Below are 13,728 nucleotides of genomic sequence, written 5' to 3'. Positions count from 1 at the left end.
ATTGTCCCGACTCAATTGTAATGACAGTGACGTTACGTCATGCTAGGGAGGTCGCCGGAGACCAGCATGACGATATCCAGTACCAGCACCGCAAAGCGGGACACGCTTAACCTGCGCATCAAGCCGGAGATGCGTGGCATGATCGATCGCGCCGCTGAGCTGCTTGGCAAAAGCCGTACTGATTTCGTGCTCGACGCAGCGCGGCGCGCGGCGGAAGAGGCCCTGCTCGACCGCACCCTCCTTCGCGTCAGTGCGGAAAGCTATGCCGAGTTCGTAGCGCTGCTCGATGCGCCGCCACAGCCGAGCGCAGCACTGCGTCGAACCATGCAGACGCCGGCGCCCTGGGAATGAGGTGACACTGCAAGCGCCGACACCGCTCGCGGATCTCCACGCGGTCGAATCCTTTGCGTGCGGAGTCGCCTCCCTGGATGATTGGCTGAAGCGCCGTGCTCGCGCCAACCAGGCCGAAGGCGCATCGCGCACTTATGTGTTGTGCGACAATGCGGAGGTCATTGGCTATTACGCCATCGCGTCGGGCGGCATTGCCGCCGCCGATGTGCATGGCCGGTTTCGACGCAACATGCCCGATCCAATTCCGGTGGCCATTCTCGGAAGGCTTGCGGTCGACGCGCGCCATCATGGTCGCGGTATCGGCCGGGCGCTCTTTCGAGACGCGGCGCTGCGCCTCGTCCACGCCGCGGACATCCTTGGGATCCGGGGCATGATCGTCCACGCCATCTCCGACGAGGCGAAGACATTCTATCAAACCTTGGGGCTGAGGCCGGCACCGCATGAACCGATGACGCTGATGGCCACCTTGCGCGAGCTGCGCGCCGCGCTCGACTGATACCCTGCCATTGGCAAGACGCACTCACATCGCCGCGAGCAGCGCCTTGATCTCGATGAACGCGAAGGCGACCGAACTGTCCGCCACGCCGTACGGCACGAACAATTTGTCGCCGTGGCGGATCGCGCCGCAGGAATAGACGACATTGGGCACATAGCCTTCGCGGTCCTGATCGACAGCGGCGAGGATCGGCTCATGGGTGCGGCCGAGCACGCGCGAGGGATCCTCCTTGTCGAGCAGCACGGCGCCGATCGCATATTTGCGCATCGCGCCGACGCCGTGAGTCAGCATCAGCCAGCCCTCATCGATCTCGATCGGCGGCCCGCAATTGCCGATCTGGACCAGCTCCCAGGGATACATCGGCCGCAGCAGCTTCTCGCCCTCTTCCCAATGGGTGAGGCTGTCGGACTTGAGCAGGAACAGATTCTCGCCGTCCTGCCGGCCCATCATCATATATTGGCCGCCGACCTTGCGCGGAAACAGCGCCATGCCCTTGTTGCGCGACGCGGGGCCCGACATCGGCACCAGGTCGAAGGCGCGGAAATCACGGGTGCGCAGCAGCTCGGACTGAATCGTCGAGCCATTATAGGCGGTATAGGTGCCGAGCCATTCGATGCTGCCGTCATCATGGGTGAACTGGACGAGGCGGAGATCCTCGAGGCCCTTTGATTGCGCGGCGGTGATCGGGAAGATGACGGTGCCCGAGAGCGTCGAATCGCGGTGGCGATAGACGGTGATCGGGCCCTCCGGCAGCTCCTCCTCGTCAAGGCCGACTGCGTCGGTCGCGGTGGCGAAGGGCGGCTCGGGCGCGAGTTTCAGTTCGTTCTTGTCGGTGATGATGCCTTCTCGGAAGGCGACCGACGAAATATGTCCCTCGCCGACGGCGCGGAGCGACATCAGGATGCGCTGCGAGCCCGGCGGCATGCCCGATTGGTCGAAATGCGGGGTAGCGCTCGGGTTCATCAGCGCGGCGGCGGCATAGCTGTATTCGTGGCAGAAATAGGCGCCGATCAGCTGCCGCTTTTCGTCACCGATTTCGCTGCCGTCGAGCCCGAGCATGTCCTCGATCTCGTCATAGCGGGTCATGAACACGCGCCGGGTCTGCCAGTGGCGCGCCTCGAAATCCTTGAGGACGACCTCCAGCTCGCGGCGGGTTTCGGCGGAGTCGAGCTCCATCACCTCGCGAACCAGCCGCTCGGTGCGGCTGCCGCCGTTGCCGGCCCATGCCAGATGGAACGGACGCACAACGACCCGCGAGGGATCGGCATGCAGCCGTAGCGCGTGTTGAAACAGTTCGATCAAGCTTGCTCGCCTCGCCCCCGGGGGATTCGCCTTGCGGCGTCGCGAGCGAGGCTACGCGACGGCGCGGTCCGGTCCTGCCATGCTTTCGGCCCGGATTGAAAGCCCCGAAATGGCGCAAGACGCCAATTGGAGCGCCAGAATCGACTCGGCGCCCTGATTGCGATTGAGCCCCGTCGGCATCAGCCCGTCGAAACAACCGCCGTCCTGCGCGGTGGCGAGCGGCAGATCGAGATCATTCTGGCCGAGATACCAGCGATAGGCGCGCGTCGCCTCATCCACCCAGCGACTGTCGCCGGTCGCTTCGAAGGCAGTCACACAGGCATCGATCGTTGCCTGCGCCTCGAGCGGCTGCTGATCGAAGGGCAAGGGCTCGGCATAGGCACGGCCGAAGCTCTCGGTACCGACCGCGCGGAAGCGACCCTCGGGCGAGGTCTGGCGAGCGACGATCCAGTCGAGCGTCGCGATGCCGCATTTGACGAGGTCATCCCGCTTCAGCGCCATACCGGCGCGGATCAGCGCCTCGGGCAGGCGGGCATTGTCATAAGCGAGGACGATCTCGAACCATTCCCATTCGGGACGACGCGCCTCGGCGAGGAGGACGACCAGCTCTTCCGAGAATCGAGTCAGGATCGTGCGCGCGAGGTTATGGCCGGGATAGGCCTCGAGGATCGCCCCCGAGCCGAGCATCGCGAACGCCTGGGCGCGCGGGCTGCCGAGATCGAACGCGAGCGAGGCAGTGAGATCGAACATCGACACGGCCCAGTCGCGATGCTTGCGCAAATGCGTGTCCCGCGCGGTGACGCCGAGCGCCCAGAGCGTGCGGCCGTTCGAATCCTCCGAGCCGGTTTCCTCGCACCAGGTCCGGTCGAAATTCATGAAGTTGCGGAAGCGGCGTGCCTCGGGATTCCAGGCATATTGGATGAACGATGCGTAGATCGTCATCCATTTGTCGCGCGCCTCTTCGCCCAGATCCTTCATCCGGCTGACCAGCATCAGCGCGCGGGCATTGTCGTCGATGCAATAGCCATGGCGGCGATCGGGCACCGAATAGATCGAATGCTGGAGCATGCCCGTCGAATCGCTCATCCGCTCGACGGCGGCGAAATCGGGGGTCAGCGGCGCGAAGGAGAGGCTGCTGCCGATCAGGCGGCGCGGCTTGGCGCTGACCATCTCGACGATCTCGCGCATCGCGAGCTCGGCGAGGCGCGGCCAGATCATCGTGCGGCCGCGCGCATAGGCACGCTCGGACAGCTTGATCCGGTTGCGGTCGCTGCCGAGCAGCGCGTTGATTTCGCGCGCGAAGGCAGCGCTGTCGCCGAAATCCACCAGCACGCCGTGCCCGTCGCCGAGGATCTCGGTCGCATGGACATAAGGGGTTGAGACCACCGCCTTGCCGACGCCGACCGCGTAGGACAACGTCCCCGAGGTGATCTGCGCTGGGTTGGTGTAGGGCGTGACATAGATGTCCGCCGCCTGGAGATAGTCGATCAGCTCGTTATGTTCGAGAAAGGCGTCGATGAACTCGACATGATCGGCCACGCCGCGCTCGGCGGCGAGCGCCTTCAGCCGCTCGCGATAGGCCTCGCCTTCATGCGCGACGAGATTGGGGTGAGTCGCGCCGAGCACTGCATACAGCACGTTCGGGTGGGCAGCGACGATCTCGGGCATGGCCTCGATCATCGTCTCGATGCCCTTGTTCGGGGCGAGCAAGCCGAAGGTGAGCAGCGTCTCGCGGCCTTCCCAGCCGAACTGCGCCTTCAGGGTGTTTGGATCGACGAAATCGCGATCGGGCACGCCGTGCGGGATCATCACGATCATCCGCGAACTCGCGCCATAGACGCGTTCGAGAATCTCGCGGCCGCGCTCGGCCATGACGATGACCTTGGCGGCACGGCGAAGCAGGCCCTCCATCACCCGGCGCTCATCGGCGCTCGGCTTTTCGAGGACGGTGTGGAGCGTGACGATCACCGGGATCGAGACACGGTCGAGAAGCGCGAGAATATGCTCGCCCGCCGGGCCGCCGAAAATGCCATATTCATGCTGGAGCCAGATCGCCTGCGCCCCGCTGCCCTCGATTGCGCGCGCGGCGCTGGTATAGGCGAGTCGGTCCTGCTCGGGGATGCTGAGCGTCACCTCGGGCGGATAATCATAGCGCCCGGGACGATCGTCCATCGCATAGACGTCGATCTTCAGATCCGGGAACCGGCCCTTCAGCGCGGTGAAGGTGTCAGTAGTAAATGTTGCAAGGCCGCATTTTCTTGGCAAAAAATTGCCGATCAACGCCAGATGATCGATCGGGGTCACAGCCTCTGCCGAAAGAACCATCGCTCATAACCTCATGTGAAACAGGGCTGGGAGCCCCGAAATTGCCTCCCACGAACGGCCAAGTTTGAATATGGTTGCAACAATGCTGCAATGCAACAAGAGAATCGCGCTGATCTCGATCAACTTTGCGTCGAGCGGAGAAACTCAGCCCCGGCCGCGATAGCCCGGCACGTCCTGCGGCGGCAGCCACAATCCCTCCGGCGGCGGCCCTGATTGCCAGAAGACGTCGATCGGGATGCCCCCGCGCGGATACCAATAGCCGCCGATTCGGAGCCAGACCGGTTTCATCTCGCCCAACAGGCGTTCGCCGATCCCGACCGTGCAATCCTCGTGAAAGGCCTGGTGATTGCGGAAACTGCCGAGGAAGAGCTTCAGCGACTTCGATTCGACGATTGTCTCGCCTGGCGCATAATCGATGACGAGATGCGCGAAATCGGGCTGCGCGGTCACCGGGCAGAGCGAGGTGAATTCGGGCACGGCGAAGCGGACCAGATAGAGCCGGCCTGGGCGCGGATTGGGGACATAGTCGAGCACCGCCTCGTCGGGTGAAGAGGGCAGCACGCTTGCCTGGCCGAGATGCATGGGGGTCATGACCGACTATCTAGGGTGTGCGGCGGGAAATTGAAACGCGCGGGCAATGGTTCCGACACCGTCTCGACGCCAGCCCTGGCTATGGCTAGGGGAACAATGGACACTCCCCTCCGTTCGCCCGGGAGATTGACGGGCCGCCTTCCCTCTCGAGAGAAGGACGGGGCTTCGAAAGACCGGGGCGAACGGGAGTATTGATCAAGGAGCACAAGATGGACTCGCTGGTAACGACTGAATGGCTCGCAGGCGAACTGGGCGCGAACGATCTGCGCATCGTCGACGCCACCTATTTGCTTCCCGGCGACCCGCGCGATCCAGCGGCCGAATATGAAGCCGCCCATATCCCCGGCGCCGTATTCATGGACCTGGCTGAACTCGCCGACACCAGCACCAACCTACCGTCGATGCTGCCCTCCCCCGAAAAATTCGCGAGCCGGATGCAATCGCTCGGGCTCGGCGACGGCAGCCGGGTCGTTCTTTACGACAGCTCGCCTTTTCACACCGCCGCGCGCGCCTGGTGGATGCTCAGGACCTTTGGCGCGCATGATGTCGCGATCCTCGATGGCGGGCTCGCCAAATGGCTGGCCGAGGGCCGCGAGACGGCAAGCGGCAAGGAGACGCTCCGCCACCGCCACTTCACCGTCTGGGCTGACGACAAAGGCGTGCGCAATCTCGAGCAGATGAAGGCGAATGTGGAGAGCGGGGCCGAGCAGGTGCTCGACGCCCGCTCGGCCGCGCGCTTCACCGGCGAGGAACCCGATCCCCGGCCGGCGACTCACGCCGGCCATATCCCCGGATCGAAGAACCTGCCTTATGGCGAGCTGTTCAACGCCGACGGCACCTGGAAGCGGGGCGACGCGCTGAAGGCGGCGTTCGAGGGCGCCGGGATCGATCTCGCCAAGCCTCTGGTCACCACCTGCGGCTCGGGCATCACCGCCGCGGTCCTTGCCTTTGGCGCGCATCTGCTCGGCAACGAGGCGGCGCTCTATGACGGCAGCTGGTCCGAATGGGGCGCCGATCGATCGACGCCCAAGGCGATGGGCCCAGCGTGAGCGGCAGCGGAGACCAGCCGAAAGGCGATGCGACCCGCGTCGTCTCGGCCGGCCGCCGTGCGGAATGGACTCAGGGGATCGTCAACCCGCCGGTCTGGCGGGCCTCGACGATTCTCTATGAGTCAGTCGCCGAGCTGCGCGCAGCCGGCGCGCGCGACACCCATCACCGGCTGTTCTACGGCAGGCGCGGCACGCCGACTCAATGGTCGCTCGCCGATGCCCTGACCGAGCTGGAGCCGGGCGCCGAGGCGACCTTCCTCTACCCTTCGGGCGTCGCGGCGATCGCCGCCGCCCTGCTCTCGGTCCTCTCGCCGGGCGACGAGCTGCTGCTTCCCGACAGCGCCTATGACCCGACCCGCTCGATGGCGACCGGGCTGCTCAAGCGCATGGGGATCGCCACCCGCTTCTACGATCCGCTGATCGGCGCCGGCATCGCGGACATGATCGCCGACAACACCGCTGCGATCTTCATGGAAAGTCCGGGTAGCCTGACCTTCGAGGTACAGGATATCCCCGCGATCGTCGCCGCGGCAAAGGCCCGCGGGGTCGTCACCCTGCTCGACAATACCTGGGCGACCCCCCTGTTCTTCCCCGCGATCGGGCGCGGCGTCGATCTGACGATCCTCGCCTGCACCAAATATATCGTCGGCCATTCGGATGTGATGCTCGGCTCGGTGACCGCAGCGCCGGGCCGTTTCGCGAAGCTGCGCGACACGAGTTTCCAGCTCGGCCAGATCGCCAGCCCGGACGATTGCTGGCTCGGCGCGCGCGGCCTCAGGACGCTCGCGATCCGCCTCGCCCAGCATCAGTCGAGCGCGCTGAAGATCGCGCGCTGGCTGAAGGAGCAGCCCGAAGTGTCGGCGGTGCTGCACCCCGCGCTGCCCGATTGCCCCGGCCATGACATCTTCGCGCGCGACTTCAGGGGATCGACCGGTCTCTTCTCCTTCGCCCTTGTCGGCGCCACCGAAGCGGCACGCGCGGCGCTGATCGACGGGCTCGAGCATTTCGGCATCGGTTATAGCTGGGGCGGCTTCGAGAGCCTCGCGCTGCCGGTCGATCCGGCGCGCTATCGCACCGTCACCAAACGCCACGACATCGGCCTGATCGTCCGCCTGCAGATCGGAATCGAGGACCCGGACGACCTGATCGCCGACCTTGCCGCCGGGCTCGGTCGCTTCCGAGCCGCGGTGGCGTGAGCCCGGTCGTCGCCTGGCTGAACGCGCAGGGGCTGACGACCATCCCCCGATCAATGCTGATCCAGATCGCCGTCGCCGGCGGGCTGGTGATCGCGATCCTGCTGATCGGCGTGATCGCGGGCCGGACCCTCGGGCCGCGCGCCGAAGCCGAATGGAAGCGCCGCCTCGGCACCCAGGCCGAGGGGATCGGCGGGCGGCTGCATCGCATCATCCGCCACGGCACCGCCGCGTTGCTGCTCGCGATCCTGCTCAACGCAACCCGGTGGCCGCCCCTCGCCGGCTTCCCGATCGGGCTGGCGCTGGGCGCGGCGACCGCGATGACCAGCGTCGCGATCCTGCGCGGCCTCGCCATTCCGCGCTGGATGGCATGGACGGTCGCCTCGATCCTGTTCGTCGCCCTGTTCAGCCATGCTGTCGGCGGGCTCGCACCGATTTCGGAGACGCTGGAGCGGATCGGCTTCGATATCGGCAAGCGCCGTTTCTCGCTGCTCTCACTGATCACCATCGTGGTGACGGCGATCGCGCTTTATGCCGGCGTCAGGCTGATCAACCGGCTGACGGCGCACTGGATAGCGGCCTCGCGCGGCCTTGATGCGACGCAGAAATTGCTGGCGCAAAAGCTCGCTGCGATCCTCGTCGTCGTGGTTGCCTTCTTCTTCGGCATCGACCTGCTCAACATCGATCTCACCGCTTTTGCCGTGTTCTCGGGGGCGTTCGGGCTCGCGGTCGGCTTCGGCCTGCAGAAAACCGTGGGCAATCTGATCGCGGGGATCATCCTGCTGATGGACCGGTCGATCAAGCCGGGCGATGTGATCGTCGTCGGCGAGAGCTTCGGCTGGGTCAACCGGATCGGCGTCCGCGCCGTCTCGGTGCTCACGCGCGACGGCAAGGAGCATCTGATTCCGAACGAGAATCTGATGACCAACGAAGTCGAGAACTGGTCCTATACCGATCGCAACGTGCGCGTGCGCATTCCGCTCGCGGTCGGCTATGACAGCGATCTGAAGCTCGCGCAGGAACTGATGCTGCGCGCCGCCACTGACAGCCCGCGGGTTCTTGACAGCCCCAAGCCCAATGTCTGGCTGACGGCGTTCGGTGGGAGCGGCGTCGAGCACGAGATCCTCGCCTGGATCAGCGACCCCGAAGGCGGGGTGGGCAGCGTCCGCTCGGACGTGCTCAACCGGGTCTGGTGGCTGTTCAAGGAACATGGGATCGAGATCCCGTTTCCGCAGCGCGAAGTGCATATCCGCCGCGACGTGCCCTCACCCGATCCCCGGCCGTAGCTAACCTGGACTGTTGCGCAGGTGCAACATGCTGGGCAAACCGTCATCCGCGCCGCAATATTTTGTTGTGCAGCGCAGCGCGTTTCGGCAATCTTAGTTTACCGAACGGATAAGCGACACGGGAAGCTCATCGTTTCCAACAGATGTCCAGTCCGCCGGCTGCAGGTGGGGACCCGATTTTTCATTTTGAAAGGGACACCCATGCGCTTTTCCATGATCAGCCTCAGCGCGCTGATGCTTGCCTCCGCTGCCACGCCGGCTTTCGCCGACGATGCCCCGACGGCGCCGCCGCCGGCGATCACCATCAACGGTAGCGCAACGGTGGTTTCCGACTACCGGTTCCGCGGCGTGTCGCAGACCGACAAGAATGTCGCCATTCAGGGTTCGATCACGCTCACCCACGAGTCCGGCCTCTACGTCTCGGTCTGGGGCTCGTCGGTCGACAGCTATGTGACCGCATCGCAGGCCGGCCACCAGGAAGTCGATATCATCGGTGGGTACAAGAAGACCTGGAACGGCACGACATTCGATGTCGGCGTCCTCTATTATGTCTATCCGAAGACCAAATTCCTGCCCGGCGACATGTCGAGCTCGAACTTCTTCGAGCCGTATTTCGATATTTCGCACACCTTTGGCCCGGTCACTGCGAAGGCGACCGTCAACTATGCGCCAAAGCAGAAGGCGCTCGCCCTGGACCAGGGTTTCTTCTCCGGCAGCTCCGCGAAGGAAGACAATGTCTATCTCGCGGGCGATTTCTCGGCAGCGATCCCGCACACGCCGGTCGGCCTGACGGCGCATATCGGCCACACCTGGGGGCCGAGCTGGCTTGCGACTGATGCCACCGGCAGCACGGAATATACCGACTGGGGCCTCGGCGCGACCTATACATGGAAGTCGCTCACCTTCGGCGTGAGCTATGTCGATACCGATGCCGACTTCCGTGATGCCTATACCAACGGCAAGATCAGCAACGCCGGCGTCGTCGGCACGATCGGGGTCAGCTTCTAAGCGGCTTTCCGGACCGGGCGGCGAGATCGCTCGGACGAATCCCGACGCGAAGGGGGCGGCTTTGCCGCCCCCTTTTCACGTCAGCGACTGACAGTAGCCGGGGCGATCGGCGAAGCCGGCACCGAGCTTGCCCGCAGCGCAATTGAAGAATTGCCGTGAGGGACTGCTCCCGGCAATCCCGAAGCGAGGCGGCGCGCGCAGGCGGACGCCTTACCGCCCGCCTTGCGCCCTCACCGTGCCGTGGTTTTGGCGTCCTGGCCGTCGCCTTCGGGGGCGGCGACGATGTCGCGGGTGGTCGATCCCTTGTCGACGACATTGGTGCCGGGATCACCGGCATCGGACCGGATGCCGGGATCAGCGACGTCGGTGCCGGCGGCGCTCACGACCGCGCTCTCGCCCGCGCTGCGCTGGGCCGGGCCGCCGAACAGGGCATCGAGTGCCTGGGCGTTCGGGCTCACGTCATTGGCGCGCGCCGCGCCGGGCTGGGGCGGGGTCAGCGCGAAATCGGGCGGGATCACCAAAGGCGCCTGCCGCCCGACCGCGAACTCGTCCGGGCGCACATGGTTGGCGCCCCCACCATGGGCGCAGCCCGAGAGCAGGGCGGCAACGCCAAGCCCGGTTGCGATCGACACCAACTTACGCATTCATATTCTCCACTGAAGCACGCCCTGCCCGGGGCTTGTCGCGCACTAGCAGCGCTCGCACAAGCAGGATGAGCACGCCTATCGTAATCGCCGCGTCAGCGACATTGAAGACCAAAAAGGGCCGCCACTCGCCAAAGTGCAGATCGGCGAAGTCGACGACATAGCCGAAGCGCACCCGATCGAGGATATTGCCGATCGCGCCGCCGAGCACGAGGCCGAGCCCGATCTGGTCCTGCCGGTTCGGCTCGCGGAACATCCACACGAGCACGCCGGCAGCGATCGCCGCGGTCAGCGCGACAAGGCTCCAGCGCATCGCCACCGTATCGGCGTGCAGCAAGCCGAGCGACACACCGCGATTGGCGACGAAACGCAGCGTGAAGATCGAGTTGACCACCCGGCCCTCGCTCATCTCGTTCAGGCCAAGGCCGTGCGTGACGCCATATTTCGCCGCTTGATCAGCCGCGAACAGCAGCGCGCCGGTGACGAACCCGACAATTGGAAGCCTTCTCATCAGGAAACTACCTCGGTGCAGCGATCGCACAGGCCACCGTCCTGCACGACTTCGGGCAGAAGGCGCCAGCAGCGGCCGCATTTGTGGAAATCGGTGCGCGTGACGGAGACGGCATCGCCCGTCGTCACCTTGGCGACAATGAAAATCTCGGCCAGCGCCGCGGGGGGCAAGGCCGATTTCGGGACGGTCACCTCGGCCTCGAGGCTCGAGCGCACGATCTTCTCGCGGCGCAGCGGCTCGATCGCCTCGGTCACCTGCTCGCGCAGGCTGCGGATATCGGCCCAGCTCGTCGCGACGGCGTCGTCGCCCGGAAGCGGCGGCAATACCGGCCATTCGAGGAAATGGACCGAGCCGTCCTCGCTCGGGAATCGCGCCTGCCACACTTCCTCGGCGGTGAAGCACAGGATCGGCGCCGCGTAGCGGACCAAAGCGTGGAACAGCACGTCAAGCACCGTGCGGTACGCGCGGCGCTTCGGGTCGGTCGGCGCATCGCAATAAAGGCTGTCCTTGCGGATATCGAAGAAGAAGGACGACAGGTCCTCGGCCGCGAAATCGGTGAGCAGCCTGAGATAGCGGTTGAACTCGTAATTCTCCGTCGCCGCCTTCAGCTCGACGTCGAGCCGCCCGAGCAGATGAAGCACATAAAGCTCGAGCTCGGGCATGTGCCGCGTATCGACCTTCTCGCTTTCATCGAACCCGTCGAGCGCGCCGAGCAGATAACGGAAGGTGTTGCGCAGCTTGCGATAGGCGTCGGAGGTGGTGTTCAGCACCTCCTTGCCGATCCGCACATCCTCGAAATAATCGGTCTGCGCGACCCACATGCGCAGGATATCGGCGCCCGATTCCTGGATGATCTTCAAGGGATCGACGACATTGCCGAGGCTCTTCGACATTTTCCGGCCCTGGCCGTCGAGCGCGAAGCCATGGGTCAGGACAGCGTCATAGGGCGCGCGGCCGCGGGTGCCGGCGCTTTCCAGCAACGACGACTGGAACCAGCCGCGATGCTGGTCCGAGCCTTCGAGATAGAGATTGGCCCGCGTGCCCTCGCCATAGCGCGCCTCGATCACGAAGGCGTGAGTCGAGCCGCTGTCGAACCAGACATCGAGGATGTCCGTGATCACCTCATAATCCTCGGCGCGGTATTTCTCGCCGAGCAAAGCCTGATGGTCGGCAGCGAACCAGGCATCCGCCCCGCCTGCCTTGAACGCATCGACGATGCGCGCATTGACCGCCGGATCGTTGAGATACTCGCCGGTCGCGCGATCGACGTAAAGCGCGATCGGCACGCCCCAGGCGCGCTGGCGCGAGATCACCCAGTCGGGACGCTGCTCGACCATCGCGCGGATTCGGTTCTGGCTGCGCGCGGGGATCCAGCGCGTCCGCTCGATCGCGTCGAGCGCCACTTCGCGCAGGGTCGGCGCGTTGCCGATGCCGTGCCCGAGCACCGGCGCGAAGCCGACATCGACGCCGAGCTCGATCGGCTCGGCAACCGCATGGTTCGGCTTGGTCTGGTCCATCGGGATGAACCATTGCGGCGTCGCCCGGAAGATCACCTTGGCCTTTGAGCGCCAGCTATGCGGATAGCTATGCGCGAAGTCGTCGCTCGCCGCGAGCAGCGCCCCCACATCGCGCAGATCAGTGCAGATCGGCCCGTCCGAGGCGACGAACTTCTTGTTGATGACGCTCCCCTGCCCGCCCAGCCAGAGCCAGTCGGGCCGGTACATGCCGGCGCCATCGACCGCGAAGACCGGATCGATGCCATAAGCCTTACACAGCAGGAAATCGTCCTCGCCATGGTCCGGCGCCATATGGACGAGGCCGGTACCCGCGTCCGTGGTGACGAAATCGCCGGGCAGGAACGGGCGCGGCTTGGCGAAGAAGCCGCCGAGATGGTGCATCGGGTGGCGGGCGACTGCGCCAGCAAGCCGGGAACCAGGCAATCCGAAGCCAGTAAGACGCAACGGACCGACGCGCTTGTAGAACTGCTCGATCAGCTCATCGGCGATCAGATAAGTCTTACCCTCCCGTTCGCCGAGAACATAGGTGATCTCCGGTCCATAGCTCAGCGCCTGGTTCACCGGGATCGTCCACGGCGTGGTTGTCCAGATCACCGCATAGGCGCCGACCAGCTCAGGCGCATTGGGCGCCTCGGTAATCTCGAACGCGACGTCGATCTGGGTCGACACCACATCCTCATATTCGACCTCGGCCTCGGCCAAGGCGGTCTTCTCGACCGGCGACCACATCACCGGCTTGGCACCGCGATAGAGCTGGCCGCTCTCGGCGAATTTCAGCAGCTCGCCGACGATCGCCGCCTCGGCGTCGAACTTCATGGTGAGATAGGGATCATCCCAATCGCCCATCACGCCGAGCCGCTTGAACTGCTCGCGCTGCACCGCCACCCATTTCTCGGCGTAAGCGCGGCATTCGGCGCGGAACTGGTCGACCGGCACCTGATCCTTGTCGAGCTTCTTTTCCTTATACTGCTTCTCGACCTGCCATTCGATCGGCAGGCCGTGGCAATCCCAGCCGGGTACGTACGGCGCGTCCTTGCCGAGCAGCGACTGGCTGCGGACGATGATGTCCTTCAGCACCTTGTTCATCGCATGGCCCATATGGATGTCGCCATTGGCGTAGGGCGGCCCGTCATGCAGGATGAAGCGCTCGCGCCCGGCGCGCTGCTCGCGCAGGCGATCGTACAGGCCGAGCTTTTCCCAATGCGCGAGAATCGCCGGTTCCTTCGCGGCGAGGCCGGCCTTCATCGGAAAGTCGGTCTTCGGCAGGAAGACGGTATCGCGATAGTCGCGGGCGGTATCTGGGGCGTCAGTCATGAGTGGGCGGGGATTAGAGCAGGTTTGCCCAAGAATGAAGCCGGAAACCGGCAAGGCCGATCCAGGCGGGTTGCGGCACGCTTCCCGTCATTAGGATCGCGTTAGGAACGAATGGCCGGAACATCGGGCCGCCGCACTCGT

Annotated in this window: 12 protein-coding genes; 6 read left to right on the top strand and 6 right to left on the bottom strand. The window is 65.0% G+C overall.

Going from position 1 to position 13,728, the window contains the following annotated elements:
• Positions 1–66 precede the first annotated feature (66 nt).
• Together ABD050_RS11400 and ABD050_RS11395 are read left to right on the top strand one after the other, a co-directional pair.
• Positions 67–351, top strand: coding sequence for a type II toxin-antitoxin system TacA family antitoxin (locus ABD050_RS11400; RefSeq protein WP_343889459.1), 285 nt, complete (start codon positions 67–69; stop codon positions 349–351).
• Position 352: 1 nt separating this feature from the next.
• Positions 353–847 (top strand): GNAT family N-acetyltransferase, encoded by a 495-nt coding sequence (locus ABD050_RS11395; protein ID WP_343889458.1) that lies wholly within the window; start codon positions 353–355, stop codon positions 845–847.
• A gap of 24 nt (positions 848–871) precedes the next feature.
• Here ABD050_RS11395 and ABD050_RS11390 read toward each other — a convergent pair whose 3' ends face one another.
• From ABD050_RS11390 to queF, 3 genes are all read right to left on the bottom strand, one after another.
• On the bottom strand, positions 872–2,149 hold the full coding sequence (locus ABD050_RS11390) for a glycoside hydrolase family 130 protein (protein WP_343889457.1): 1,278 nt from the start codon (positions 2,147–2,149) through the stop codon (positions 872–874).
• Between the two features lie 51 nt (positions 2,150–2,200).
• Complete coding sequence (locus ABD050_RS11385) at positions 2,201–4,474, bottom strand: glycosyltransferase family 4 protein (protein ID WP_343889456.1); 2,274 nt, start codon at positions 4,472–4,474, stop codon at positions 2,201–2,203.
• Between the two features lie 144 nt (positions 4,475–4,618).
• On the bottom strand, positions 4,619–5,065 hold the full coding sequence (gene queF, locus ABD050_RS11380) for a preQ(1) synthase (protein WP_343889455.1): 447 nt from the start codon (positions 5,063–5,065) through the stop codon (positions 4,619–4,621).
• A gap of 209 nt (positions 5,066–5,274) precedes the next feature.
• Here queF and sseA point away from each other — a divergent pair, with 209 nt between their 5' ends.
• The 4 genes from sseA (at position 5,275) to ABD050_RS11360 (ending at position 9,601) form a co-directional block, all read left to right on the top strand.
• A complete protein-coding gene (gene sseA, locus ABD050_RS11375; RefSeq protein WP_343889454.1) occupies positions 5,275–6,114 on the top strand; it encodes a 3-mercaptopyruvate sulfurtransferase in 840 nt (279 codons plus the stop codon).
• Positions 6,069–7,310: a cystathionine beta-lyase gene (gene metC / locus ABD050_RS11370; RefSeq protein ID WP_343889453.1), complete on the top strand. Its 1,242-nt coding sequence runs from the start codon at positions 6,069–6,071 to the stop codon at positions 7,308–7,310. Before sseA ends, metC begins: the two co-directional genes overlap by 46 nt.
• A gap of 53 nt (positions 7,311–7,363) precedes the next feature.
• Positions 7,364–8,593 carry a mechanosensitive ion channel family protein gene (locus tag ABD050_RS11365; RefSeq protein ID WP_425542448.1) on the top strand — a complete coding sequence of 410 codons (1,230 nt, stop codon included), beginning with the start codon at positions 7,364–7,366 and terminating at the stop codon, positions 8,591–8,593.
• A 201-nt stretch (positions 8,594–8,794) separates the two neighbouring features.
• Positions 8,795–9,601: a TorF family putative porin gene (locus ABD050_RS11360; RefSeq protein WP_343889451.1), complete on the top strand. Its 807-nt coding sequence runs from the start codon at positions 8,795–8,797 to the stop codon at positions 9,599–9,601.
• A gap of 230 nt (positions 9,602–9,831) precedes the next feature.
• Here ABD050_RS11360 and ABD050_RS11355 read toward each other — a convergent pair whose 3' ends face one another.
• From ABD050_RS11355 to ileS, 3 genes are read right to left on the bottom strand one after another with little or no spacing between them, the layout of a single operon-like run.
• Complete coding sequence (locus tag ABD050_RS11355; protein ID WP_343889450.1) at positions 9,832–10,245, bottom strand: DUF3035 domain-containing protein; 414 nt, start codon at positions 10,243–10,245, stop codon at positions 9,832–9,834.
• A complete protein-coding gene (lspA, locus tag ABD050_RS11350) occupies positions 10,238–10,756 on the bottom strand; it encodes a signal peptidase II (protein WP_343889449.1) in 519 nt (172 codons plus the stop codon). The genes ABD050_RS11355 and lspA overlap by 8 nt, the downstream gene beginning before the upstream one ends.
• On the bottom strand, positions 10,756–13,587 hold the full coding sequence (ileS, locus tag ABD050_RS11345; RefSeq protein ID WP_343889448.1) for an isoleucine--tRNA ligase: 2,832 nt from the start codon (positions 13,585–13,587) through the stop codon (positions 10,756–10,758). Before ileS ends, lspA begins: the two co-directional genes overlap by 1 nt.
• Positions 13,588–13,728 lie beyond the last annotated feature (141 nt).

Source organism: Sphingomonas oligophenolica (genome assembly GCF_039522915.1).
In the GTDB taxonomy this organism is placed as follows: domain Bacteria; phylum Pseudomonadota; class Alphaproteobacteria; order Sphingomonadales; family Sphingomonadaceae; genus Sphingomonas; species Sphingomonas oligophenolica.
Note: the sequence above shows the minus strand (reverse complement) of the source record. Positions and strands in the feature narration are given on the sequence as shown.